General features: G+C 61.5%; 17 protein-coding genes. 3 read left to right on the forward strand and 14 right to left on the reverse strand.

Translation table 11 applies throughout. From position 1 onward, the window contains the following. Position 1 precedes the first annotated feature (1 nt). Positions 2-1,078: a recombinase RecA gene (gene recA, locus OP495_RS02905; protein ID WP_280562768.1), complete on the reverse strand. Its 1,077-nt coding sequence runs from the start codon at positions 1,076-1,078 to the stop codon at positions 2-4. A gap of 138 nt (positions 1,079-1,216) precedes the next feature. Beyond that, positions 1,217-1,741: a nicotinamide-nucleotide amidohydrolase family protein gene (locus OP495_RS02910; protein ID WP_280562767.1), complete on the reverse strand. Its 525-nt coding sequence runs from the start codon at positions 1,739-1,741 to the stop codon at positions 1,217-1,219. A gap of 159 nt (positions 1,742-1,900) precedes the next feature. Between OP495_RS02910 and mutS the strand changes: the two genes are divergently transcribed. Beyond that, entirely contained in the window at positions 1,901-4,480 is a 2,580-nt protein-coding gene (mutS, locus tag OP495_RS02915) for a DNA mismatch repair protein MutS (protein WP_280567084.1), read from the forward strand. 173 nt (positions 4,481-4,653) lie between these two features. Next, the gene (gene fdxA, locus OP495_RS02920; protein ID WP_280562765.1) at positions 4,654-4,977 is read left to right on the forward strand and encodes a ferredoxin FdxA; all 324 of its coding nucleotides are present in this window, start codon (positions 4,654-4,656) and stop codon (positions 4,975-4,977) included. Positions 4,978-5,510: 533 nt separating this feature from the next. Here the strand turns inward: fdxA and eno are convergent. The 12 genes from eno to pilM form a co-directional block, all read right to left on the reverse strand. Further along, a complete protein-coding gene (gene eno / locus OP495_RS02925) occupies positions 5,511-6,806 on the reverse strand; it encodes a phosphopyruvate hydratase (RefSeq protein ID WP_280567087.1) in 1,296 nt (431 codons plus the stop codon). A gap of 119 nt (positions 6,807-6,925) precedes the next feature. Beyond that, complete coding sequence (gene kdsA / locus OP495_RS02930) at positions 6,926-7,777, reverse strand: 3-deoxy-8-phosphooctulonate synthase (RefSeq protein ID WP_280562763.1); 852 nt, start codon at positions 7,775-7,777, stop codon at positions 6,926-6,928. A 9-nt stretch (positions 7,778-7,786) separates the two neighbouring features. After that, positions 7,787-9,442 carry a CTP synthase gene (locus tag OP495_RS02935; RefSeq protein WP_280562762.1) on the reverse strand — a complete coding sequence of 552 codons (1,656 nt, stop codon included), beginning with the start codon at positions 9,440-9,442 and terminating at the stop codon, positions 7,787-7,789. A 217-nt stretch (positions 9,443-9,659) separates the two neighbouring features. After that, the gene (locus OP495_RS02940; RefSeq protein ID WP_280562761.1) at positions 9,660-11,078 is read right to left on the reverse strand and encodes an FAD-dependent oxidoreductase; all 1,419 of its coding nucleotides are present in this window, start codon (positions 11,076-11,078) and stop codon (positions 9,660-9,662) included. Positions 11,079-11,201: 123 nt separating this feature from the next. Beyond that, complete coding sequence (gene gltB / locus OP495_RS02945) at positions 11,202-15,653, reverse strand: glutamate synthase large subunit (protein WP_280567090.1); 4,452 nt, start codon at positions 15,651-15,653, stop codon at positions 11,202-11,204. A gap of 455 nt (positions 15,654-16,108) precedes the next feature. Beyond that, positions 16,109-17,221: a 3-dehydroquinate synthase gene (gene aroB, locus OP495_RS02950; protein ID WP_280562758.1), complete on the reverse strand. Its 1,113-nt coding sequence runs from the start codon at positions 17,219-17,221 to the stop codon at positions 16,109-16,111. Positions 17,222-17,223: 2 nt separating this feature from the next. After that, the gene (aroK, locus tag OP495_RS02955; RefSeq protein WP_280562757.1) at positions 17,224-17,766 is read right to left on the reverse strand and encodes a shikimate kinase AroK; all 543 of its coding nucleotides are present in this window, start codon (positions 17,764-17,766) and stop codon (positions 17,224-17,226) included. A gap of 11 nt (positions 17,767-17,777) precedes the next feature. Beyond that, positions 17,778-19,778, reverse strand: a complete 2,001-nt coding sequence (pilQ, locus tag OP495_RS02960) for a type IV pilus secretin PilQ (RefSeq protein ID WP_280567092.1) — start codon at positions 19,776-19,778, stop codon at positions 17,778-17,780. A 30-nt stretch (positions 19,779-19,808) separates the two neighbouring features. After that, positions 19,809-20,366, reverse strand: a complete 558-nt coding sequence (locus OP495_RS02965; RefSeq protein ID WP_280567094.1) for a pilus assembly protein PilP — start codon at positions 20,364-20,366, stop codon at positions 19,809-19,811. Then, positions 20,359-20,997, reverse strand: coding sequence for a type 4a pilus biogenesis protein PilO (locus OP495_RS02970; RefSeq protein WP_280567095.1), 639 nt, complete (start codon positions 20,995-20,997; stop codon positions 20,359-20,361). Before OP495_RS02970 ends, OP495_RS02965 begins: the two co-directional genes overlap by 8 nt. After that, positions 20,994-21,560, reverse strand: a complete 567-nt coding sequence (locus OP495_RS02975) for a PilN domain-containing protein (protein ID WP_280567097.1) — start codon at positions 21,558-21,560, stop codon at positions 20,994-20,996. Before OP495_RS02975 ends, OP495_RS02970 begins: the two co-directional genes overlap by 4 nt. Then, a complete protein-coding gene (pilM, locus tag OP495_RS02980) occupies positions 21,557-22,627 on the reverse strand; it encodes a type IV pilus assembly protein PilM (protein ID WP_280562751.1) in 1,071 nt (356 codons plus the stop codon). Before pilM ends, OP495_RS02975 begins: the two co-directional genes overlap by 4 nt. 280 nt (positions 22,628-22,907) lie before the next feature. On the opposite strand from pilM, the gene OP495_RS02985 reads away from it, so the two are divergent. After that, the gene (locus tag OP495_RS02985) at positions 22,908-25,427 is read left to right on the forward strand and encodes a penicillin-binding protein 1A (RefSeq protein ID WP_280567099.1); all 2,520 of its coding nucleotides are present in this window, start codon (positions 22,908-22,910) and stop codon (positions 25,425-25,427) included. The last annotated feature ends 92 nt before the right edge of the window (positions 25,428-25,519 follow it).

Below are 25,519 nucleotides of genomic sequence, written 5' to 3' on the forward strand. Positions count from 1 at the left end.
GTTACAGAGGGCTATCGTCGTCCTGGGTCGCCGCGGCCTTATCTTCGCTCGCACCTTCCCCCGACTCGCCTTCCTCCGCCTTGGGCGCGGCCAGCAATCGTGCACGAATCTCGCCTTCGATCTCCTCCATGATCGCCGGATTGTCCTCGAGGAACTGGGCGGCATTGGCCTTGCCCTGGCCGATTTTACTGCCCTGATAGCTGTACCAGGCACCCGCCTTGTCGACCAGACTTTGCTGTACCCCGAGATCGATGACCTCGCCGGCATGGTAGATGCCCTTGCCGTAGAGGATCTGGAACTCGGCCTGGCGGAACGGCGGTGCCACCTTGTTCTTGACGACCTTGACGCGAGTTTCGTTGCCAGTCACCTCGTCGCCCTGCTTCACCGAGCCGGTCCGGCGGATATCCAGGCGTACACTGGAATAGAACTTCAGCGCGTTGCCGCCAGTGGTGGTCTCGGGACTCCCGAACATCACACCGATCTTCATGCGGATCTGGTTGACGAACATCACCATGCAGTTGGCGTTCTTGATGTTGCCGGTCACCTTGCGCAGCGCTTGCGACATCAGCCTGGCCTGCAGACCGACGTGGGAATCGCCCATTTCGCCTTCGATCTCGGCTCGCGGTGTGAGGGCCGCCACCGAGTCGACGACGATGACGTCGACACCGCCGGAACGTACCAGCATGTCGCAGATTTCCAGCGCCTGCTCGCCGGTATCCGGCTGCGAGACCAGCAGATCATCGAGATTGATGCCCAGCTTTTCGGCATACGTCGGATCCAGGGCATGCTCGGCATCGATGAACGCACAGGTTTTGCCTTGTTTCTGTGCCTGGGCAAGCACCGATAGCGTCATCGTGGTCTTTCCTGAAGATTCGGGGCCGAAGATCTCGACCACGCGACCCAGTGGCAATCCGCCCATGCCAAGCGCGATATCCAGCCCCAGCGACCCGGTGGATATGGCCGGCGTCGCTACTCGGGGCGTATCGCCAAGACGCATCACGGCGCCCTTGCCGAACTGGCGCTCGATCTGGGAAAGCGCTGCGTTGAGCGCCTTGGAACGGTTGTCGTCCTGTGCCATGAAGGTCTCCTATCGAAGGACATCGAAGCTCGCACGGTGGCGCTGACACATGTCGGCACCAACCGCAAAACACTGTATGACTAGACAGTAGTATGACGAAAAAATTCCTCGCCGCCTACCTCTGTTTCCTACCCGATATCACGCTGACGACACCTTCTTCTCAAGCCTGTCGATCAGGCCGATCAGCGCCACGCGTACCGCTTGGCCCCGTACGACGTCACGCGTGCCCGGCAGATGGTGGCACTCGCGCTCTTGGGCTCGCACATCGCCCCAGGCGAACCATACCGTGCCCACGGGCTTTTCGGGGCTGCCGCCGCCGGGACCGGCGACCCCGCTGATCGCCACACCCAGCGTGGCACCACTGTCTCGACATGCGCCCGCTACCATCTCGCCCACGGTGTCGGCACTGACCGCTCCGTGTTCGGCAAGGGTCACGTCACGTACCCCAAGTAGGCGCTGCTTGGCACTATTGGCATAGGTCACGTAGCCGGTCTCGAAATACGCGGAGCTGCCCGCGATGTCGGTAATGGCACTGGCCACGCCGCCCCCAGTACAGGACTCCGCCGCCGTCACGCTGGCATTCGCCGCGAGACAGGCACGCCCCAGGCGCTCGGCCAATGCCTCGAGCGAAAAGGCTTGCCATGCCGTCAAATTCACCGCCATGTCGCGTCTCCCGATTGCCATCCTAAGCAGCGCCACTGACGCCGCCCACCCGAATGCGTAGAATAGAGGCTTTGGCGAACATTTGCAGGCTATCCAGCGCCGCGCTCCGTCGCCTTCTTCCATTTGGCAACATCAGCCACCGGCACGACAAGGATTCGCATGAGCCAGGCCTCTGCCCAGCATACCCCGATGATGGTCCAGTACCTGAAGGTCAAGCGCGAGCATCCCGAGGTGCTGCTCTTTTATCGCATGGGCGATTTCTACGAGCTGTTTTATGAAGACGCCAAGCGCGCCGCGCAACTGCTCGACATCACCCTGACCCAGCGCGGCCAATCGGCGGGCAAACCGATTCCCATGGCCGGTGTGCCGTATCATAGCGCCGAAGGCTATCTGGCGCGGCTGGTCAAATCCGGGGAATCGGTGGCCATCTGCGAGCAGATGAGCGACCCCAGCACGGCCAAGGGTCCCGTGGATCGGCAGGTCGTGCGCATCGTCACGCCCGGCACCCTGCACGATGAAGCCTTGCTCGACGCGCGCCGCGACAATCTCGTGCTTGCTGTGCATCCTCACGGCGAACGCTGGGGCATGGCCTGGCTGGAGCTCTCAAGCGGCCATTTCAGCGTGCTCGAAGTCGATGGCGAGAGCGACCTGCTGTCCGAGATCCAGCGCCTCGACCCCGCCGAACTGCTCGCCGCAGAGAGTCTTTCGCTACCACCTGCCCTCGCCGAGCGTCCCGGCTTTCGCCGCCAGGGCGACTGGCTGTTCGACCTGGAGAGCGCTCAGCGCTTGCTATGCGATCAATTCGGTGTAGCCGACTTGCGCGGCTTCGGCTGCGCGCATCTCACCACCGCGCTGACCGCCGCTGGCGTGCTCATCGACTACGCCCGCGACACCCAGCGCTCGCGCCTTCCCCACGTCACCGGGATCGCCGTGGAGAACCGCGACGAGGCAGTGGTAATCGACGCCGCCAGTCGTCGCAATCTCGAGATCGACATCAACCTCGGCGGCGGCTTCGAAAATACGCTGGCCAGCGTGTTGGACACCACCGCTACGGCCATGGGCTCGCGTCAGTTGAAGCGCTGGCTAAACCGGCCGCTGCGCGACACCCCCCAGGTCCAGGCACGTCAGGCGGCGGTACAGTGCCTCATCGACGACGACCGTTATGCGGCCCTGCGCGAGCCGCTCAAGGCAATCGGTGACATCGAGCGCATACTTGCCCGCGTGGCTCTCTACAGTGCTCGACCCCGCGACCTGGCACGCCTGCGCGATGCCCTCAACGCCTTACCTGCGCTGGAGCAGGATCTTGCTGAGCTCGACGACGGCAACGCCATCGACGAGCTCAAGCACCATATCCGACCGTACCCCGAGCTGGCTGAGACACTGACTCGTGCCCTGGTCGACAACCCGCCCGTAGTGATCCGCGACGGTGGAGTAATCGCCACAGGTTTCGACGAGGAGCTCGACGAATACCGTGGCCTGGCCGAGCATGCCGGCGACTACCTGGTCGAGCTCGAGACTCGCGAGCGCGAACGCACCGGTCTGGCCGGCCTCAAGGTCGGCTATAACCGCGTCCACGGTTACTTCATCGAGATTCCGCGCGCCCAGGCTCGCGAAGCGCCGGCCGAGTATATTCGTCGCCAAACGCTGAAAAACGCCGAACGCTTCATCATCCCCGAGCTCAAGGAATTCGAAGACAAGGCACTCTCGGCCAAGTCGCGCTCATTGGCCCGCGAAAAACTGCTCTACGACGGATTGCTGGAAACACTCAACGTCGACCTGCAAGCATTGCAGGACACGGCACGCGCTCTGGCGACCCTCGATGTGCTGGCATGTTTCGCCGAACGCGCCCTGGCGCTGGATTTCGTGCGCCCCCGGCTAAGCGATCAGCCCGGCCTGCGCATTCATGGAGGTCGCCATCCTGTGGTCGAGCATGTCAGCGATCATCCGTTCGTGCCCAATGACTTGATGCTCGACGAAACGCGACGCTTGCTGGTCATCACCGGGCCCAACATGGGCGGGAAATCTACCTACATGCGCCAGGCGGCCTTGATCGCTCTGCTCGCGCATACCGGAAGCTGCGTGCCCGCCGACGATGCCGAAATCGGCCCCGTGGATCGTATCTTCACGCGCATCGGCTCCAGCGACGATCTGGCCGGTGGCCGCTCGACTTTCATGGTGGAGATGACCGAAACCGCCACCATCCTGCACAATGCTACCGAGCACAGCCTGGTACTGATGGATGAGATCGGTCGCGGCACCAGCACCTTCGATGGTCTCTCGCTGGCCTGGGCCAGCGCCGAACATCTGGTCGAACGGCGCGCGTTCACGCTCTTTGCCACGCACTATTTCGAAATGACCGCTCTGACGGAACCCTACGACGGCGTGGTCAACGTGCATCTGACGGCCGCCGAACACCAGGACGGCATCGTCTTCATGCACCGTGTCGAGGAAGGGCCCGCGAGCCAGAGCTACGGCCTGCAGGTCGCGCAGCTCGCTGGCGTACCGCCGCGCGTAGTGGCCCGAGCACGCGAGAAGCTCGCCACCCTGGAGCAGCAGGAAGTCCATCAAGCCAACACACGTGGCGGGGTGTACGAGGGCGACGCGCCCAAACCGCAACAAGCAGATCTTTTCGCCAGTGCGCCGCATCCAGTCGTCGAGGCCCTGGAAAAGCTCGACCTTGATGACCTTTCCCCACGCCAGGCCATGGCCTTGCTCTATGAATGGCGTGAGCAATGCTGAAGATGCGTTTGGCTATGAGGCCATTCCAAAACGTTTATGGTGCCGGCTTGCCCGCGCGCCGGGCGCGCGACTAAAATGTAGCGCCATTAGAATACGCCATTATAAATCGCCGCCCGTTTATAACCGTACTGCCACTTTTGGGCACTGCCGCGACCGAGATCCAGGAGATCGTCATGACATTCGTCGTCACCGAAAACTGCATTCGCTGCAAATACACCGACTGCGTCGAAGTCTGTCCCGTGGACTGCTTCTACGAAGGGCCTAATTTCCTGGTGATTCATCCCGACGAGTGTATCGACTGCGCGCTGTGCGAGCCCGAATGTCCGGCCGAGGCGATATATTCAGAGGATGAGCTTCCGGAGAATCAGAAAGACTTTACCGAGCTCAACGCCGAGCTTTCCGAAGTCTGGCCCAATATCAGCGAGAAGAAGGATCCTCTGCCCGAAGCAGAGCAGTGGAACGGCAGCGCCGACAAGCTGCAACACCTCGAACGCTGACGCTGGTTGCCAACATCCTCGGCGCGCCACGTAATGCCGGCCTTTCGACAAGGCCGGCTTTTTTGGGTCGCAAGGGCAATGGCAAGACAAAAAAAGCGGCCCGAAGGCCGCTGCATCCCATTCATCCCTGAGCGGCTCCCTCCGCTCGACTCCCGAGGTGCGCTCCATGCCTGCCATGGACTCCCTCCACGACAGGCGCACCTTGCTGCATCCCAATCTGCCTCCAGGCAAGCAATGCTTTTGCTCATCCTGTGCATCCACATTGTTACCAAACCTTCTCGTCGCAACAAGCGGGTACATTGACTGCCATCTTTCTTCAGGCAGAGATCAACCCAAAAAATTATCTTTAAAAACATAAAGATAATTAATTAGAAAGCGTATCTATCGCATCGATCATCGGAATTTATCACACATTGAGGGCATTTTTTGTAGGAAATATATTACAAAAAATGGAGATGATGCTTACCCCAAAACACCCACGGCGGCCCTGAAGGCCGCCGCGGGTATCACAACCTAGCCGTCATAGACGTGCGTCAGTCTTGGCCCTTGATCGCAGACAAACCGGGGTAGGCAGCCTGGCCCTCCAGAGACTGCTCGATAACCAGCAAGCGGTTGTACTTGGCCACGCGATCGCTGCGGCACAGCGAGCCGGTCTTGATCTGGCCGGCGGACGTGCCCACGGCCAGATCGGCGATGGTGGTGTCCTCGGTCTCGCCGCTACGATGCGAGATGACCGCCGTGAAGCCGGCATTCTGCGCCATCTTGATGGCATCCAGCGTCTCGGAGAGCGAGCCGATCTGGTTGAACTTGATCAGGATGGAGTTACCGATATGCTCGTCGATCCCGCGCTTCAAGATCCGCGTGTTGGTGACGAACAAGTCATCGCCGACCAGTTGCACCTTGTTGCCCAGTTTATCGGTCAGGGCTTTCCAGCCCTCCCAATCGGACTCGTCCATGCCATCCTCGATGGAGACGACCGGGTATTGATCGCATAGCGCTGCGAGATAGTCGACGAAGTCTGCCGCGTCGTAGGACTTGCCTTCGCCCGAGAGGTTGTACTGACCATCCTGGTAGAACTCCGAGGAGGCACAATCCAGCGCCAGTGTCACGTCCTTGCCCAAGGTGTAGCCAGCCTTTTCCACGGCTTCCTGGATCACCGCCAACGCCTCGACATTGGAGGCCAGGTTCGGAGCGAAACCGCCTTCGTCGCCCACCGAGGTCGACAGACCGCGCGCGGCGAGCACCTTCTTCAGGGTATGGAAGGTTTCGGCACCCATGCGCAGCGCTTCACGGAAGTCGGGCGCGCCGACCGGCTGAATCATGAATTCCTGAATGTCGACGTTGTTGTCGGCATGCTCGCCACCATTGAGGATATTCATCATCGGCACCGGCATGCGGAACTGTCCCGGCTGGCCGTACAGCTCGGCGATGTGCGCGTAGAGCGGCACGCCCTTTTCGGTGGCAGCGGCCTTGGCGGCGGCAAGCGACACGGCGAGGATGGCGTTGGCGCCGAGCCCCTCCTTGTTATCGGTGCCATCCAACTCGAGCATGGCGTTATCCAGACCGCGCTGATCGAGCGCGTCCTTACCCACCAAGGCGTCGCGAATCTTGCCGTTGACGGCCTCGACCGCCTTGAGCACGCCCTTGCCAAGGTAGCGCGACTTGTCGCCGTCACGCAGCTCCAGTGCCTCGCGAGAGCCCGTGGAGGCGCCGCTCGGCGCGCACGCCGTGCCACGCACACCACTCGCCAGCACTACATCGGCCTGAACGGTTGGGTTGCCGCGGGAGTCCAGCACCTCGAGAGCGTGGATATCTTTGATCTCAGCCATTGCGAGTCATCCTCGTGTTAACGATGGGTCGTTTCAGCATATCGAGAGGGTAGCGGTCACGTTGACCGCTACGGGCGGCTCCGCTCGTCGTGTACTCGACTATTGCATTCGTCGGCGTCTCAGTCGATCTCCAGGGGTGTGAAACCCTTGACCATGTCGTCGATCGACTTGAGTTGGCTCAAGAAGCCTTCTAGGCGATTCAAGGGCAAGGCACAGGGGCCGTCACACTTGGCATTATCGGGATCGGGGTGCGCCTCGAGGAACAGCCCTGCCAGCCCCACGGCGGCACCTGCACGCGCCAGCTCGGCGATCTGCGTACGACGCCCGTCGGCGCTATCGGCGCGACCACCGGGTTGCTGCAGCGCATGGGTGACATCGAAGAACACCGGATAGCCCGTCTTTTTCATTTCACCCAAGCCCAGCATGTCGACCACCAGGTTGTTGTAGCCGAAGCTCGAGCCGCGCTCGCAGAGTATCAGCCGCGAGTTGCCGGCCTCCTCGCACTTGCGAATGATATGACGCATCTCGTGCGGGGCGATGAACTGCGGCTTCTTTATGTTGATCGCCGCACCGGTCTCTGCCAATGCCACCACCAGATCGGTCTGGCGGGCCAGGAAGGCCGGCAACTGAATGACATCCGCCACTTCGGCCACCGGCTTGGCCTGCCAGGGTTCGTGTACGTCGGTGATCACCGGCACGCCAAAGCGTGATTTGATCTCGTCTAGCCATTCGAGGCCTTTTTCCAGACCCGGGCCACGATAAGAGTGGATCGAGCTGCGATTGGCCTTGTCAAAGCTCGACTTGAAGACATAAGGAATGCCCAGGCGTCGCGTCACCTCGACATAGGCCTCAGCGACTTCCAGAGCCATCTCGCGGGACTCGAGCACGTTCATGCCGCCGAACAGCGTCAGCGGCAATGAATTGCCGGCACTCAGGCCGGCAAACTCGATCTGTTTGGATGTCTCGGCCATGGTGCCTCCTCAGCTCTGCTGTTGTGCACGCGCCCGGGCAACCGCAGCCTTGTTCTCCAGCGCGGCGTTGATGAAGCCGGAGAACAGCGGATGCCCATCGCGCGGGGTGGAGGTGAACTCGGGATGGAACTGGCACGCTACATACCACGGGTGATCGGATAGCTCGATCATCTCGACCAGAGAATGGTCGGCGCTCTTGCCGGAAATCACCAGGCCAGCGTCTTGCAGGGCCTCGACGAACTGGTTGTTGACCTCGAAGCGATGGCGATGGCGTTCGGTGATGTCTTCCAGACCATAGGCCGCGTGCGCCCGAGTCCCCTGTGTGAGGTGGCACACCTGGCCGCCGAGCCGCATGGTGCCGCCCAGGTCGGACGCCGCATCACGCAGTTCGATCTTGCCCTCGGGCGTGACCCATTCGGTAATCAGCCCCACCACCGGATGCTGCGTGTCGTGGGTGAACTCGGTGGAATTGGCATCCGCCCAACCCGCGACATGGCGCGCATATTCGATGACCGCTACTTGCATGCCCAGACAGATGCCCAGGTACGGCACTTTATTTTCGCGGGCATAACGGGCGGTGGCGACCTTGCCTTCCACGCCACGCTCGCCAAAGCCACCGGGTACCAGAATGGCGTCCTTGCCGGCGAGGCGTTCAGTACCGTGACGTTCGATGTCTTCGGAGTCGATATAGTCGATGTTGACCTTGACTCGTCCTTGAATACCAGCATGGATCAACGCCTCGTTGAGCGACTTGTAGGCGTCGAGCAGCTCCATGTACTTGCCGACCATGGCGATGTTAACCGACTTCAGCGGGTTCAGCTTGGCGTCCAGAACGTGCACCCATTCGCCAAGGTCGACGTCGTCGGCCTCGAGGCGTAGCTTGTCGCAGATGATGTCGTCCAGGCCATGCTCATGCAGCATCAGCGGGATGCGATAGATGGTATCGGCATCCTGCAGCGGTACCACCGCGCGCTCCTCGACGTTGGTGAACAACGCGATTTTGCGCCGCTCGCTTTCCTCGAGCTCGACTTCGCTACGGCAGATGAGGATATCCGGCTGGATACCGATGGAGCGCAGTTCCTTGACGCTGTGCTGGGTCGGCTTGGTCTTGGTCTCGCCAGCGGTCTTGATGTAAGGCACCAGCGTAAGGTGCATGAAGAGTGCCTGGCTGGCGCCCTTCTCGCTACGGATCTGACGCGTCGCCTCGAGAAACGGCAGTGATTCTATATCGCCCACCGTGCCGCCGATTTCCACCAGCGCGACATCGAATCCATCGCCGCCCTCATAGACTCGGCGCTTGATCTCGTCGGTGATATGCGGAATCACCTGCACGGTCCCACCCAGATAATCGCCGCGGCGCTCCTTGCGCAGTACGTGCTCGTAGACGCGCCCGGTGGTGAAGTTGTTGCTCTGGGTCATCTTGGTACGGATGAAACGCTCGTAGTGGCCCAAGTCGAGATCGGTTTCGGCGCCATCTTCGGTGACGAACACCTCGCCGTGCTGGAACGGGCTCATCGTGCCGGGATCGACATTGATGTACGGGTCCAGCTTGAGGATGGTGACCTTGAGGCCGCGCGCCTCGAGGATCGCCGCGAGGGAGGCGGAGGCGATGCCCTTGCCGAGTGAGGACACAACACCGCCGGTCACGAAGATATATCGCGTCATGGAAAACCTGTCGAAACGTGATCTGAAGGCCGTGGAGAAAACCGGGCCTGGATGGGACGCCAGAATAGCAGATTCGCCCAGAACGCTCAATTTGAGCTACGAGCTACGAGCTACGAGCTACGAGCTTCGGGCTTCGGGCTTCGGGCTTCGGGCTTCGGGCTTCGAGCAGAATGATGGCGCCACCCTGCTCGAGGCTCGCAGCCCGTAGCTCGAGGTTTCACACACCGAGGTAGTCGAGAATTCCCTCGCCGGCCTGACGGCCTTCATAGACGGCGGTGACCACCAGGTCGGAGCCACGCACCATGTCGCCACCGGCGAAGACCTTTTCATGGCTGGTCTGGAAGGCGAATCCACCCTGTGCCGGCGCCTTGACGCGACCGCGCTCGTCGAGATCGATGCCCACCGTGTCGAACCAATCGGCGGGATTGGGCTGGAAACCGAAGGCGATGAGCACCGCGTCAGCAGCGAACACTTCCTCCGACCCCGGGACCACCTCGGGGCGTTGGCGCCCATTGGTATCCGGCTCACCGAGACGCGTACGCACCAACTTGACGCCTTCGACCTTGTCCTCGCCGACGATGGCGACCGGCTGACGATTGAACAGGAATTCCACACCCTCCTCGCGGGCATTGGCCACTTCTTTGCGCGATCCCGGCATGTTGTCTTCATCGCGACGATAGGCACAGGTCACACTCGCCGTCCCCTGACGGATCGAGGTACGGTTGCAATCCATCGCCGTGTCACCACCGCCCAGTACTACCACGCGCTGGCCTTCGAGCGACACGTAATCATCGGGGTTCTTCTCGAAGCCCAGGCAGTGATTGACGTTGGCGACCAGGAAATCCAGCGCCTTGTGGACCCCGGGCAGATCTTCGCCGGGGAAGCCACCTTCCATGTACTTGTAGGTGCCCATGCCCATGAACACGGCATCGAATTCGTCGAGCAGCGCCTCATGAGACATATCGCTGCCAATTGCTACGCCCAGGCGGAATTCGATACCCATCTCCTCGAATACCGCGCGGCGACGCTTCATGACATTCTTCTCGAGCTTGAACTCGGGAATGCCGAAGGTCAGCAGCCCACCGATTTCGGGGTGCTTGTCGAATACCACCGGCTTGACGCCATTACGTACCAGAATATCGGCACAGCTCAATCCCGCCGGGCCGGCGCCGATCACCGCAACGCGTTTGCCGTTCCACTCGACCTTGGACATGTCCGGGCGCCAGCCCATGGCGAACGCCGTGTCGGTGATGTACTTCTCCACCGAGCCGATGGTCACCGCACCGAAACCGTCGTTCAGCGTGCAGTCACCCTCGCAGAGGCGATCCTGCGGGCACACGCGACCACAGACCTCGGGTAGTGAGTTGGTGCGGTGAGACATCTCCGCCGCCTCGAGGATGTTGCCCTCACTGACCAGCTTCAACCAGTTAGGGATGTAATTGTGGACTGGGCACTTCCACTCGCAATACGGATTGCCGCAATCCAGACAGCGATGCGCTTGGCTGGCTGCCTCGCTGGGCTTGTAAGGCTCGTAGATTTCAGCGAACTCGCGCGCTCGAGCGCTCGCTTCCTTTTTCTGGGGGTCCTGCCGGCCGACATCGATGAACTGGAAATCGTTATTCAGACGGTTTGCCATGATCGTCTCTCCTGTTATTCAGCGAGTAGCAGGCGCTACTCGGGCCGCCGACGGCTCTTGTTGCGGCCACCGACGGCTCTTAATCCGGCTGACGCCAGCTCTTATTCCGGCTGACGCCGCCTCTTATTCCGGCTGACGCCGGGACTGGGCCAGCAGACTGTTGAGGTTCGCCGCCTTGGGCTTAACCAGCCAGAAATGGCGGATGAAGTCGGAGAAGTCTTCGAGAATCGCCTGCCCCCGCGCGGAGCCGGTTTCGGTGACGTATTCCTCGATCATTTCCCGCAGGTGGCGCCGATAGGCTTCCATGACCTCGGTGTTGATGCGATGGATCTCGACCAGTTCGTGGTTGTACTTGTCGACGAAGGTGCGATCTTCGTCGAGTACATACGCGAACCCGCCGGTCATGCCTGCGCCGAAGTTGATGCCGGTCTCGCCGAGCACGGCGACCAGGCCGCCGGTCATGTATTCGCAGCAGTGATCGCCGGCGCCCTCGATGACCGCATGCACGCCGGAGTTGCGCACCGCGAAGCGCTCGCCCGCCGTGCCCGCCGCGAACAGCTTGCCGCCAGTCGCGCCGTACAGGCAGGTGTTGCCGATGATCGCCGTCTTGTGGCTTTCGAAGCGACTCTCGCGCGGCGGCACGATGACTACCTTGCCACCATTCATGCCCTTGCCGACATAATCGTTGGCATCACCTTCGAGATAGAGCTTCAGGCCACGCGCGTTCCACACCCCGAAGCTCTGCCCGGCCACGCCGGTGAAACGCGTGGTGATCGGCGCGTCTTCAAGCCCGCTCTCGCCGTAGCGTTTGGCGATCTCGCCGGACACCCGCGCCCCCACACTGCGGTCGCAGTTGGTGATCCGCAGGTGGAAATCGCCACCCGACTTGGCCTCGATGGCGGGCAACAGGGCATCCAGCATTTCTTGATTCTTGGCGCCCGGGTCGTGCGGCTCGTTGCGACCGAACTGGCAGAACTGCGGCGCCCCCTCGGGCACATGGTCATTCTGCAACAGCGGCATCAAATCGAGCTTGCGCTGGGACGACGTCTCACCCTCGAGGATCTCGAGCAGGTCAGTACGCCCGATCAGATCGGTCAACTGGCGCACGCCGAGCAACGCCATCAGCTCGCGGACCTCCTCGGCGATGAAGCGGAAATAGTGCTTGACCATGTCCACGGTGCCGCGGAAATGCTCGTCACGCAGATGCTGATGCTGGGTCGCAACGCCGGTGGCACAGTTATTGAGGTGACAGATACGCAGGTATTTGCACCCCAACGCCACCATCGGTGCCGTGCCGAAGCCGAAACTCTCGGCGCCGAAAATCGCCGCCTTGACCACATCGAGGCCGGTCTTGAGGCCGCCATCGGTCTGCAGACGAATCTTGTCACGCAGACTGTTGATGCGCAGCGCCTGATGCACCTCGGGCAGGCCCAGCTCCCACGGGCTGCCGGCATGCTTGATCGAGGTCAGCGGACTCGCCGCGGTGCCGCCGTCGTAGCCGGAGACAGTAATCAAATCGGCATAGGCCTTGGCCACGCCGGTGGCGATGGTGCCGATGCCCGGCTCGGAGACCAGCTTGACCGAGACCTGCGCCGCCGGGTTGACCTGCTTCAGGTCGAAGATCAACTGCGCCAGATCCTCGATGGAATAGATATCGTGATGCGGCGGCGGTGAGATCAGCGTCACGCCGGGCACCGCATAGCGCAGTCGGGCAATCAGTTCATTGACCTTGCCGCCGGGCAACTGCCCACCCTCGCCGGGCTTGGCGCCCTGCGCGACCTTGATCTGCAGCACCTCGGCATTGACCAGATAAGCCGGCGTCACGCCGAAGCGCCCAGAGGCGATCTGCTTGATCTTCGAGGAGCGAATGGTCCTGTAGCGTGCCGGATCCTCGCCGCCCTCACCGGAGTTGGAGCGGCCGCCGGTCTCGTTCATGGCTTGCGCCATCGCCTCATGGGCCTCGGGTGACAGCGCGCCGAGCGACATCCCAGCGCTGTCGAAGCGTGGCAGCAGATTCTCGACCGGCTCGACCTCGTCGAGGGGCAACGGCTCAGGGGCCGGCTTGAGCGTAAGCAGGTCGCGGATGGTGGCCACCGAGCGCTCATTGACGGTCTGTGCGAACTGCTTCCACTTGGCGTAGTCGCCACTTTGCACCGCGCTCTGCAACTGCATGACCACGTCCGGGTTGTAGGCGTGGTATTCATGATCATGCACGTACTTCACCAGACCGCCCTGGCGAATCCCCTTGCGCGGGATCCAGGCATCGCGGGCCAGCAGTTCCTGCTGCAGTTGCAGCTCGGCGAATCCGGCGCCTTCGATGCGCGACGCCATGCCGGTGAAGCACATGTCCATGACATCAGAAGACAGCCCCACCGCTTCGAACAACTGCGAACCGCGATAGGAAGCCAGCGTCGAGATCCCCATCTTGGAGAGGATCTTGTAGAGCCCCTTCTGCAGGCCCTTGCGGTAATTCTCGCGGGCGTCCGCCGGGTCGCCGGTCAACTCGCCGGTGTTGTGCATGTCGGCCATGACCTGATAGGCCAGATACGGATACACCGCCGTGGCCCCTACACCAAACAGAACCGCCATCTGGTGCGCGTCACGCGCATAGCCGGTCTCGACCACCAGATTGACGCGCGGCCGCAAGGCCTTGCGGCCCAGGTGATGGTGGATCGCCCCCACTGCCAGCACGGCATGAATCGGCAACTTGCCGCGTTCCAGGTCGGCATCCGAGAGCACCAGAATCACCTTACCCTCGCGAATCGCGTCCTCGGCCCGTTGACACAGCCCAAGCAACGCCTGCTTGAGCGTATCGCGCTCAGGATCGTAACTCAGACTCAGCTTATGGCTGGCGAATGCCGGGTCCTCCTGGGTCACCAAGGCGGTGAACTTGCGCGGCGAGAGCACCGGCGTGGTCAGGATCAGGCGATGCGCGTGTTCGGGGGTCGCCTCGAAGACGTTCAACTCGGCGCCGCAGCAGGTTTCCAGCGACATCACGATCGCTTCACGCAGCGGATCGATGGCCGGATTGGTGACTTGCGCGAACTTCTGACGGAAGTAATCGGTCAGCAAGCGTCCATGACGCGACAGCACCGCCATCGGCGTGTCGTCGCCCATCGAACCAACCGCCTCCTGGCCCCCTTCGGCCAACGGGCGCAACAACTGCTCGCGCTCCTCGAAAGTCACCTGGAACATCTTCTGAAAGACATTGAGTTCATCGTTGGCCATGGGCTGGAAACGCGCCAGCTCGGTCAGCGCCGACTCCAGGTAATGCGCATGCTGCTTCAGCCAGCGACGATAGGGATATGCCGAGCGCAGACGTTCGTCGACGTCAGGCGTATGCAGCACCTCGCCGGTCTGCGTGTCCACGGCGAGGATCTGCCCCGGGCCCACGCGGCCCTTGGCGACGACGTCCTCGGGCTTGTAGTCGTAGACACCAATCTCAGAGGACAAGGTAATGTAGCCGTTCTCGGTGATCACCCAGCGCGCCGGACGCAATCCGTTACGGTCGAGCATGCATACCGCATGGCGACCATCGGTCATCACCAGGCCAGCGGGGCCGTCCCACGGCTCCATGTGCATGGAATTGTATTCATAGAAGGCGCGTAGATCGCCATCCATCGTCTCGACGTTCTGCCACGCCGGCGGCACCATCATGCGAATGGCGTTATAAAGATCCATCCCGCCGGTCAGCAGCACCTCGAGCATGTTGTCCATGCTCGAGGAGTCGGAACCCGAGGTATTGACGATTTCGTCGAGTTCGGTGATTTCCGGCAGCAACGGCGACAGGAAGTTTTCCTTGCGCGCGTTGGCCCAGCCGCGATTGGCCTGGACCGTGTTGATCTCGCCGTTGTGCGCCAAAAAGCGGAAAGGCTGTGCCAGCGGCCAGCGCGGCGCGGTATTGGTGGAAAAACGCTGATGGAAGACGCAGATCGCCGTGTGCAGCCGTTCATCGCCCAGATCCCGATAAAAGGTGGGCAAGTCCGCAGGCATCATCAACCCTTTATAGGAGACCACCTCGGAGGACAACGAGCAGATGTAGAAGTCCTCTTCATCCTTCAACGCTTGCTCGGCATAACGCCGTGCCATGAACAGATCGACATTGAACGCCTGGGTGTCGCGCTCGCCCTCCCCTTCGACGAAGACCTGACGAATGCGCGGCAGGCACTCCAAGGCCATGGGGCCACACACCGAGGCGTCGGTAGGCACTTCACGCCAGCCACTGACACGCAGTCCGCGCGCCAGAAGCTGCGCATCAAGCACCTCCCGCGCATGCGCTTCTCGCGCATCGTCATCAGGCATGAACACACTGCCTACGGCAAAGCGCTCACCCAGCACCACACCGAGTTCTTCGCTTGCCACGGCACGCATGAAATCGCTGGGCATCTTGAATAGCAGACCGCAGCCATCGCCGGTCTTGCCGTCGGCGGCAATACCGCCACGGTGGGTCATGCAGGTCAGGGACTCGATCGCGGTCTTGAGCAGGTCATGACTGGCATGTCCTTCCATGTGGGCGATCAAGCCAAAACCGCAGTTGTCACGGAACTCGCCAGGCTGGTGAAGGCCTCTCATCATGGGCGTGCCTCACAAAATTTTGAAACTTGTGTCCAGAAATAATCGTGTTATGCTTATCAGTTATCTTTTATTCTTTTAAGGTCGAAAAGCATGTCATGCGATGACGCATAGGGCGTGAAAAAGGTCGACCAGCATAGCCCCTGCCCACCTCTCAAGCAATTCCACTACCTGCCGTGCTGCCTCAAAGCTGCGCAAAATCGCGGGGTTAGCCACAAAATCTCGCTAAAACCCCTGACATGTCAACGCGTTAGCAAGCTTGCAAGCTTGAGGCTCTAAATACGCGACTTTAGTCTAAGTTTTAACCTTATCTCATGCCGATCCTGCATGAGGCATGCGGATACAAGCATATTGTCGCGCGAAAAACGCCACTGCACAAACGCGGCGAGGCCCTACGCAAAACGCCTGCCGAGAAGGCAGGCGTCGCGGGGGCCGGGTCAGCGGGAGAAGCGAGAGCGTCAGGCGCGAGGGAACTCGCCGAGCAGCGCCTTGAGCATAGCCGGCGGGGTGTCGTCATAGACGCACGCCTCACCCAGGCCGGACAACAGCACCAGGCGCAAGCGGCCGTCGATGTTCTTCTTGTCCAAGCGCATGGCGGCGAGAAAATCATCGGCGCTCATCGCAACAGGCACTGTGACCGGCAAAACGGCATGCGCAATGAGCGTCTCGACACGCGCCACCTCGGCGGCCTCGAGCCACCCCAGACGCTGCGACAGCGTGGCAGCCATCAGCATGCCTGCACCCACGGCCTCACCATGCAGCCAGTTACCATACCCCTGATGCGCTTCGATGGCATGACCGAAGGTGTGCCCCAGATTGAGCAGCGCCCGCTGCCCCTGCTCCGTCTCGTCACGAGCGACGATCTCGGCCTTGATCGCGCAGCTTCTCAGGATTGCCTCGGTGAGCGCCTCGACATCAAGCCCGCGCAGCGCCGACATGTGCGCCTCCAGCCAGGCAAGGAAGTCGGCATCCTGGATCAAGCCATACTTGATGACCTCGGCGAGTCCTGCGGAGAGCTCGCGGTCCGGTAGCGTGGCCAGCGTATCGGTGTCTATCAAGACCGCACGCGGCTGCCAGAAGGCACCGATCATGTTCTTGCCACGCGGGTGGTTGACACCGGTCTTGCCGCCCACCGAGGAATCCACCTGCGACAGCAGGGTAGTGGGTATCTGCACGAAAGCTACACCGCGCTGATAGCACGCCGCTGCGTAACCTGCCATGTCGCCGATCACACCGCCCCCGAGCGCGACCAACGTGCAACGACGATTGAACCCCTCCGCCAACAGTGCATCCCAGATGCGCTCGACACTGGCCGACGTCTTGGTGTGCTCGCCATCGGGCAGAACCACCTCGTGCACGTCGTGGCCATCGCCGCTCAGCGTGCGCTTGAGGCGCTCGAGATACAGCGGCGCCACCGTCTCGTTGGTGACGATCATCACCTGACGCCCGGCCAGGTATGGCACCAGCATATCCGGCGCGTCGAGCAACCCCGGCCCCACATGGATGGGATAGCGCCGGGCGTCGAGTTCGACATGCAGACGTTGATACGGCAATGCGGATGAAGCGGTCATGATCAAGCCTTTAGATCGAGTGGATCGGACAAACGCTTGGTGCGACGAATGATCTCGTTGACCACCGTCTTGGGGCCGCGCCGATCGGTGCGTACCGTCAAGTCGGCGGTGGCGCGATAAAGCGGGTCACGCTTGGCGAATAGATCGCGTAGCACTTGCTCGGGATTGCCTTGGCGCAACAATGGGCGGTTACGGTCGCGGGCCGTGCGCCGAATCTGCTGTTCGACCGAGGTTGCCAGATACACCACCGCGCCCCGCTCGCGCAGCGCCTGGCGGTTATCCTCGCGCATCACTGCGCCGCCGCCGGTGGCGAGCACAATGGCCTCGCGGCCGGCCAACTCCCGCAGCATGAGAGTTTCACGATCACGAAAGCCGCGCTCGCCCTCGACATCGAAAATCCAGGCAATATTGGCACCGCAGCGCGCTTCGATTTCGTCATCGCTATCGAAAAACTCGCGCTTCAACTCGGCTGCCATCAGGCGTCCGATGGTGCTTTTCCCCGCGCCCATAGGGCCGACGAGAATGATCGTGGGCAGACCCTGCATCAGCGATTCGCCTATTTGTCTCCGATGATCTTGGGGGTAATGAAGATCAACAATTCTACCTTTTCGTTGGATTCCTGGGTATAGCGGAACAACGAACCGATGAACGGCAAATCACCGAGCAGCGGTGTCTTGTAGAGATTGCGCAATTGCTCGGAGGTCAGTATGCCGCCCAGCACCACCGTTTCGCCATCGTTCACCAGCACCTGGGTCTCGATGGAATTGGTATCGATCGCCGGCGCACCGTCGCCGTAACTAGTATCGGAAACGGTATCGTTGTTGATCAGCAAGTCCATGACGATACTGCCGTCGGGGGTGATCTGCGGCGTGGCCTCGAGCGACAGCACGGCCTCCTTGAATTCCACATTGGTCGCCCCGGAGGACGTCGACTCTTGGTAGGGAATCTCCTGGCCTTGCTTGATCACCGCCTTCTTCTGGTTGGCGGTGATGATCTTGGGCTGGGAAATGGTCTGGCTCTTGCCCTCGCTTTCCAGAGCGCGCAATTCCAGGTCGAGCAGCACATCGCCGGAAAGATAACCGAAACTGAATGCCGAGCCGCTGCCGTCGCTATCGCCCAAGTCGACGGACAGACCGGCGGAGGCGCGGTTGGCACCGCTGGGGTTGCGATCGACCACACTCCCCACGCCATCTTCATCGAAGGTGACACCCTGGCGTTGCGAAACACCCCAGTTGACGCCCAACTCCTGAGAGGCGGTGTCACGGGCAATGACGATACGCGCCTCGATCTGCACCTGGCGCACCGGCACATCGAGTTTGTCGAGCATGTCACGAATACCCGCCAGTTGATCAGGCGTGTCACGCACCAGCAAGGTATTGGTGCGCTCGTCGACCGTCACGCGGCCACGCTCGGAGAGCAGCCCGAACCCTTCGCTGCCACGCAACATCGTAGCCAGGTCGGTGGCCTTGGCGTAACGCACCTGCACGTATTCCATCTTCAACGGCGCCAACTGCTGGGACTGGGCACGATTCTCCAACGTCTGGCGCTCCATCTGCGCCAGCTCATCAGCAGGCGCGACCACGATCACATCCCCCTCGCGACGACTCGCAAGACCATGACTCTTGAGGATCAAATCGAGCGCCTGATCCCACGGCACCTGCGTGAGATTGAGCGTCACGCTGCCCTGGACGCTATCGCTGGCGACGATATTCACCCCACTGAAGTCGGAAAGCACCGATAGTACTTCGCGCACTTGTATGTTCTGGAAATTGAGGCTGACCGGCTCGCCGTCATATTCCTGCGTATCGCCCTCTAACGCACGTGCATCATCATCGCGTGGCTGCACCTCCACGATCAGTTGATCGCCGCGCTGCGTGACCAGATGCTGAAAAGCCTCGCGATTGTCGAGCGTCAGCGTCACACCCTCACCACTGGAGCGTGGCACGATGCGCGACACTGGCGTATCGAAATCGCTGACATCGAGAATACTGTTCAACTCTTTAGGCAGTCGGACACCGGACAACGTGACCGTCAAGGTGTCACCTTCGGTGTCCGTTTCGGGCGTCACGCCACCGTGGTCGAGCGTGACCACCAAGCGCCCACCGCCGTTCGTGCCGCGCCGAAAATCGAGATCGCGGATGCGCGTCAACGCAGCGGAGCGCTCAGCGGCATCTCCGCCCAAGCGCACGCGAAGCTGCTCTCCCTGACGCTGGGTCGAATAAGGCAAGGGCTCATCAAGACCGAATACCAGGCGCGTGCGCTCGCCCATCTCGGCCACGCGGACTTCCTGCAGGCCGTCACGATCGATACCGAAGCGACGCTGCTCGAGCTGGTTTTTCGTTTCCGGCAGGTCGACGACGAGCTGCGCCGGCGAATCGCTTCGGTAGCTATGCGGCTCGGGTGCCGGACCATCGAACGCCAGCCGTGCATCGATTCCGCCATCCCCGCGCTGGGCGAACTCGAGCGATGTCAACGTCGCCGCCTGTGCTTGAGCACAGACGACCAGCCCCACGAGGCAGAGCCCGCCCATCAGCCAGTCGCACAGCGTTCGCATCATGTGGTTCTCCAATACCTGTACATACCGCCATCACTCGGCGGCTTGCGATGAATCGTTGAATTCCAGGGTACGCTGTCGCTGACGCCAGGTGCCGCCCTCGCGCACCTGCTCGACCAGCTCGACGCCGGCGTCCTGAATCGCCGTGACACGTCCGAAATCGGTCCCCAGATAGTGACCTTCGAAAAGACGGTAGACGTTGCCGTCGGGCGCACGGATCAAAGCCGATGACTGACCGCCTACCGTCAAGGTTCCCACCAGCTCGAGTTGTTCCAGCGGAAAGCGTTCCAGGGGCTCACGCGGACGCTGACGGTCTGGGCCATCGCCCTGTGAGGCTGTCACGGCACCTTCCTGCGTGCGGTGCTCGGCCCTGAACGGACTACGCTGCTGGGCCTGCGAATAATGCGCCGTGCGATACACCGGCGCAGGAGGAAGCGACTCGATGCTACCCTCCGGCTGCTGGCGCAGGGCATCCAGGTGCGCGTCCAGGGCGGTCATCTGGGCATCGCGACAACCGCCCAGCAGCACCATTCCGACCAGCGCCGCAAGCAGGACATCCCAGCGCCTGGAGGTCGTCAGCCATTCAATCATCGTCACGCCCCTCGGCCTTGGGATCAGCATCTTCGCGATAACTGTAAGTACGTGCCAGTAGCGACAAACGCAGCGTATCGCCACCGTCCACCGGCGACAGCGAAAAATCATGCAGGGTGACGATACGTGGCAACGCCGCCACGCTGGCCAGGAAAGCGGCAATATCGTGATAGCCGCCCCGTACCTGGATATCGAAGGGCTGCTCGATGTAGAAGTCTTGCGGCACCGGCGAACGCAGCCGGATCGATTCGATGGCGAGCCGATGGTCCTGCGCCGCATCGCTAATGTCATCCAGCAGCGCCGGGATCTCAGTGTCGGCGGGCAGCATTTTCAGCAATGTCTGCATGCGCGAGTCGAGCTCCGCCATCTGCATGCGCATCTGCTCGAGATTGGCCGCCTGATAGGCACGAGTTTCGTATTCCTGGAGCAGCTTGCTTTCGCGTTCCTGCAAGCTGGCCAGGGTCTCCTGACGCGGCGCGGCGACGTACCACTGGGCTACCCAGAAGACGGCCAGAAATAGCGCCACCAGGCATATCGCCTGCAGCAACGCCGGCCATGTACCGGCTTCTTTGAGATCCAGGTCGCGCCACTCGACCTCGCGCAACTGTCGCCACTGTGCGCGCAGACTCATGGCGCCTCCTCGGCATCACGGCGAGGCGAACGCGCCTCGACACTGAGATTGAAGCGCTTCAACGTCGCATCGACGCCACCCGACTGCACATCGGAAAGCGCCGGCGTGCCGAACACAGATGAGGCATCGAGCCGCCGCAACAGCTCGGACACACGCCGATTGGAACGCGCCAGACCACTCAGCTCGAGTCGGTCACCCTCCCGCACCAGGCGGTCGTAATACACGCCGTCGACCAGTGTCGCCGCCAACTGATCGAAGATGCGCACCGTCTGTGGACGGCTGAATTGCAGCTCGCGGATCAGGCCGATCTGTTCGAGCATCCGTCCTCGCAATTCGCGATAGTCCTTGACCGTGTCGATGTCTTTTTCGAGTGCTTCCATGCGGCGCTCGATCAGGGCCAGGCGGCCACGTTCGGCATCGATCCCCGCCTGATACCAACGCGATACCCCCAAGGCGCACAGCAGTGCCAACACCGCTACGCCTACCAACGCCATGTAAAAGCGCCGCGTACGCCGCTGCCGATGCGCTTCACGCCACGGCAACAGGTTGATTTCGATACTCATCGCCGCCCCCTCATCGCCAGGCCGCACGCAGTGAGCATCGCCGGTGCATCGCTGGCAAGCGCCTGCACGTCGACGCGTGACGCCACCCGCATACGCTCGAACGGGTTGGCCATCACTACCTTCAGCCCGCTTTGCGCCTCGAGGCGTTCACGCAGCCCCGGAATGACACTCGAACCACCCGCCAGAATCAGGCGCTGGATATCACGCGGCTGTCCCGAGGTATGATAAAGCTGCAGCGAGCGGCCGATTTGCTGAATCAGCATGTCGATGAACGGCGTCACCACCTCATGCCCGTAGTCTTCGGGCAAACCACCGCGTTTCTTGGCCAGTCCCGCCTCTTCGAGGCTCAGGCCGTAGCGCTTTCGGATCTCCTCGGTCAAGTGACGACCGCCCAGCACGTTGTCGCGGGTATAGGCGATGCGCCCGTCGATGAGCACATGGAAGGCGTTCATGTTGGCGCCGATATCGACCAGCGCAGCACACTCTCCCGCCTGGCCAGACGGCGTCTCGTCACGCAGCAGCTCGCTGGCCGCACGCTCCATGGCAAAGGATTCCACGTCGACCGCGGCGGGCTCGAGGCCGGCACGGCGAAGAACGTCGGCAAGATGGTCGACGTCCTGCAGGCGACACGCCACCAGCAAGACATCTTGCTGGTCGGGGTAGCGAGCGTTGAGTCCCACGCGCTGGAAATCGAAGGCGACTTCATTGAGCGGAAACGGGATATGGCGCTCGGATTCGAGCTGAATGCGGGCCTCGACCTCATCGTCGCTGAGGGTCACCGGGTAGGTCAGCGTCTTGGTGATCGTGGCACTGGCGGGCACTGCCGCCACCGCGTGCCGTGAATACGGACGCGCATGCTCGACCGCACGCGTCAACGTCGCGGCCACCTCGTCGAGATCGCGGATGCGCCGCTCCACTACCGCGCCTTCACGCAATGGGCGCACGGCGTAACTGGCGATACGCTGGCCCGCCCCCGCATGATCGAGCTCGATCAATTTGACGGTGGCCGAGGTTATATCCACCCCCACCAGGCCCTGCTGGGATTTTTTAAACCGCCACACTGTCATACCCCTGCAATATTCTTCGGCATGGCGTGGCGCTCGGTATTGTCGTTCATCGAGCCAACCCGCTGCCCCTGTAACGGGCAAGCCGCTTTGTTATCAGCGTGCCACACTATCGTATGAGGCACGCCACATTGCGTAAGGTTACATTATGTATACTGCCGTGACAGTCGATTTGCATCAACGCTAGCCCCCATGCGGCTGCGTTCTTATAATGCCAATGGCAAAGGATTGCACCATTCATTGCGGCCAGACCGCCACCCGAGACGACGGAAAACGCCTTTTCATGAAGCTTTTCAAACGCTTGTTAACGTCCATCCTATGGCTAATTGTGTCTTTGGGGCTGGGCTGCGTACTGGCCATCATCGGCGCCGGTATCTATTTCGCCCCGGGCTTGCCCGATGTTCGTCAATTGCAGGACTTCGAACTGCAGACACCGCTACGCGTTTACACGCGTGACGACAAGCTGATCGGCGAGTTCGGCGATCAACGCCGCATGCCGGTCAGCTACGATGACATTCCCCAATCCTACATCGACGCGCTGTTGGCGGCCGAAGATGCCAGCTTCTTCGAACACCCCGGCATTGACCCCAAAGGGCTTGCTCGCGCGGCGATGGAGCTTGCCACCAGTGGCAACATTCAATCGGGGGGTAGCACCATCACCATGCAGGTAGCGCGTAACTACCTGTTGACGCTGGACCGTACTTTCACGCGCAAGATTCGCGAGATCCTGCTGTCGCTGCAGATGGAACAGGTACTCGACAAGCAGGAAATTCTCGAGCTCTACGTCAACAAGATCTATCTCGGGAATGCCGCCTACGGCATCGGGGCGGCCGCCGAAGGCTACTACGACAAACCGCTTGCTGAGCTCGACTTGCCGCAACTGGCCATGCTCGCCGGCCTGCCCAAGGCCCCCTCGGCGCTCAATCCCCTGAACAACCCCGAGCGCTCGTTGATTCGCCGCAACTGGGTATTGCTGCGCATGCGCGAACTCGGCTTCATCGACCCGATTCAGTACCAGGCCGCCGTCAAGGCCCCGGTCACGGCTCACCGAGCGCATTCGCAGTTCGAAGTCGAGGCTCCCTATGTCGCCGAAATGGCGCGCCAGTATGCCGTGGAACGCTTCGGTGACGATGCCTATACCGACAACTACCAGATCAAGACGACCATCGACAGCCGCATGCAGGCCGACGCGCGCGACGCGTTGGTCAATGGGCTCATCGATTACGATACTCGCCATGGCTGGCGTGGCCCCGAAAAAACCGACATTCCCTCCAGCTTGGTGGAAGCCCAGGACCGCACGGATTCTCAAGGGCTCGAAGAAGAGTTATCCGAATCTCCCGAGGTCATGGAAACCGCACGCCAGGCTGCCAAGAGCAGCGAAGAGTCGGTCGAGGGAATCGACGGGGATGTCAGCAACTGGGTCAAGGTGCTCGACCGCACCTCCCGGCATGGCCCACTGGAGCCGGGTATCGTCGTGGAAACCGAGGGTCGCCAGATGCGCGTCCTGACGCGCGAGGATGGCGTGGTAACACTCGGCTGGGACGGGCTTGACTGGGCGCGCACGTACCACAGCGCCGAGTGGCGCGGCAAGACACCGGACAACGCCGAAGCCATCGCCCAGCGTGGCGACCTGATTCGCGTCATGCACACCGAGGATGGCGACTGGCGTCTCTCCCAGGTACCAAGCGCCCAGGCCGCGATCGTCATCATGGATCCTCAAACCGGCGCTATTCGTGGCCTTCAGGGTGGTTTCAGCTTCTCGTCGAGCAAATTCAATCGCGCCATCCAGGCGCAACGCCAGGCAGGCTCGATCTTCAAACCCTTCATCTATCTCGCCGCACTACACAACGGGATGAACGCCGCCACGATCATCAACGATGCGCCTGTGGTCATGTCCGATGTCGGCGGCGACTGGCGTCCCGAAAACGCCGAGGGCAAATTCCGCGGCCCCACACGATTGCGTGTCGGCCTCTACCAGTCGCGCAACCTGGTCACGATTCGTGTGCTGCAGTCGCTAGGCCTGGATAACACGCTGGAATTCCTGACGAACTTTGGCTTCTCCAAGGACCGGCTGCCACATGGCCTTTCGCTCGCCCTGGGCAGCGCGTCGCTGACACCGCTGGAAATGGCCAATGCCTATGCCGTGCTGGCCAACGGCGGCTTCAAGGTCGCGCCGTGGTATATCCAGTCGGTTACTCATGGCAGCAAGAACGCGTTGGTTGAAGAGGCCAACCCCGTGGTGGCATGCCAGGAGTGCGACCCCGACCAGAAGACCGTCGCACTCGGCGGTGAAACCCGCCGCATCGCCGAGCGCGTAGCCACGCCCGAAGAGATGTACATCATCCGCGACATGATGCGTGACGTCATCGAAAAGGGCACGGGACGCGGCGCATTGGATCTCAACCGTCCTGATATCGTCGGCAAGACCGGCACCACCAACGATCAACGTGACGCCTGGTTCTCGGGCTTCAACGACGACCTGGTGGCCACCGTTTGGGTCGGCAAGGACGACAATTCCACGACCGGTGAATACGGCTCGCAAGCCGCCTTGCCGATCTGGAAGTCGTTCATGGGGCAGGCGCTTCAAGGCCAACCCGAAAGCATGCCCTCGCGCCCCGACGATATCGTCAAAGTCCGCATTGATCCCGAGACCGGACTGCGCCTGCATAACGACCAATCGGGCGGCATGCAGGAAATCTTCCGCAAGGACAATCTCCCCGACTACAAGCCGCGTTCGATCCAACCCGAACTCGAGGACAGCAGCGGCTCACAAGGCACCGGCACTTACGATGCCATTTTCTAGTCGACACTCCATGGGTGGCCTTGCAGGCCACCCCCATGAACGCGCCAGCTCCCACGCCACTGACCGACAACCGCTTTTGAAAGGGAGTCCAT

It is taken from the genome of Chromohalobacter sp. 296-RDG, from assembly GCF_029889885.1.
Taxonomy (GTDB): Bacteria; Pseudomonadota; Gammaproteobacteria; order Pseudomonadales; family Halomonadaceae; genus Chromohalobacter.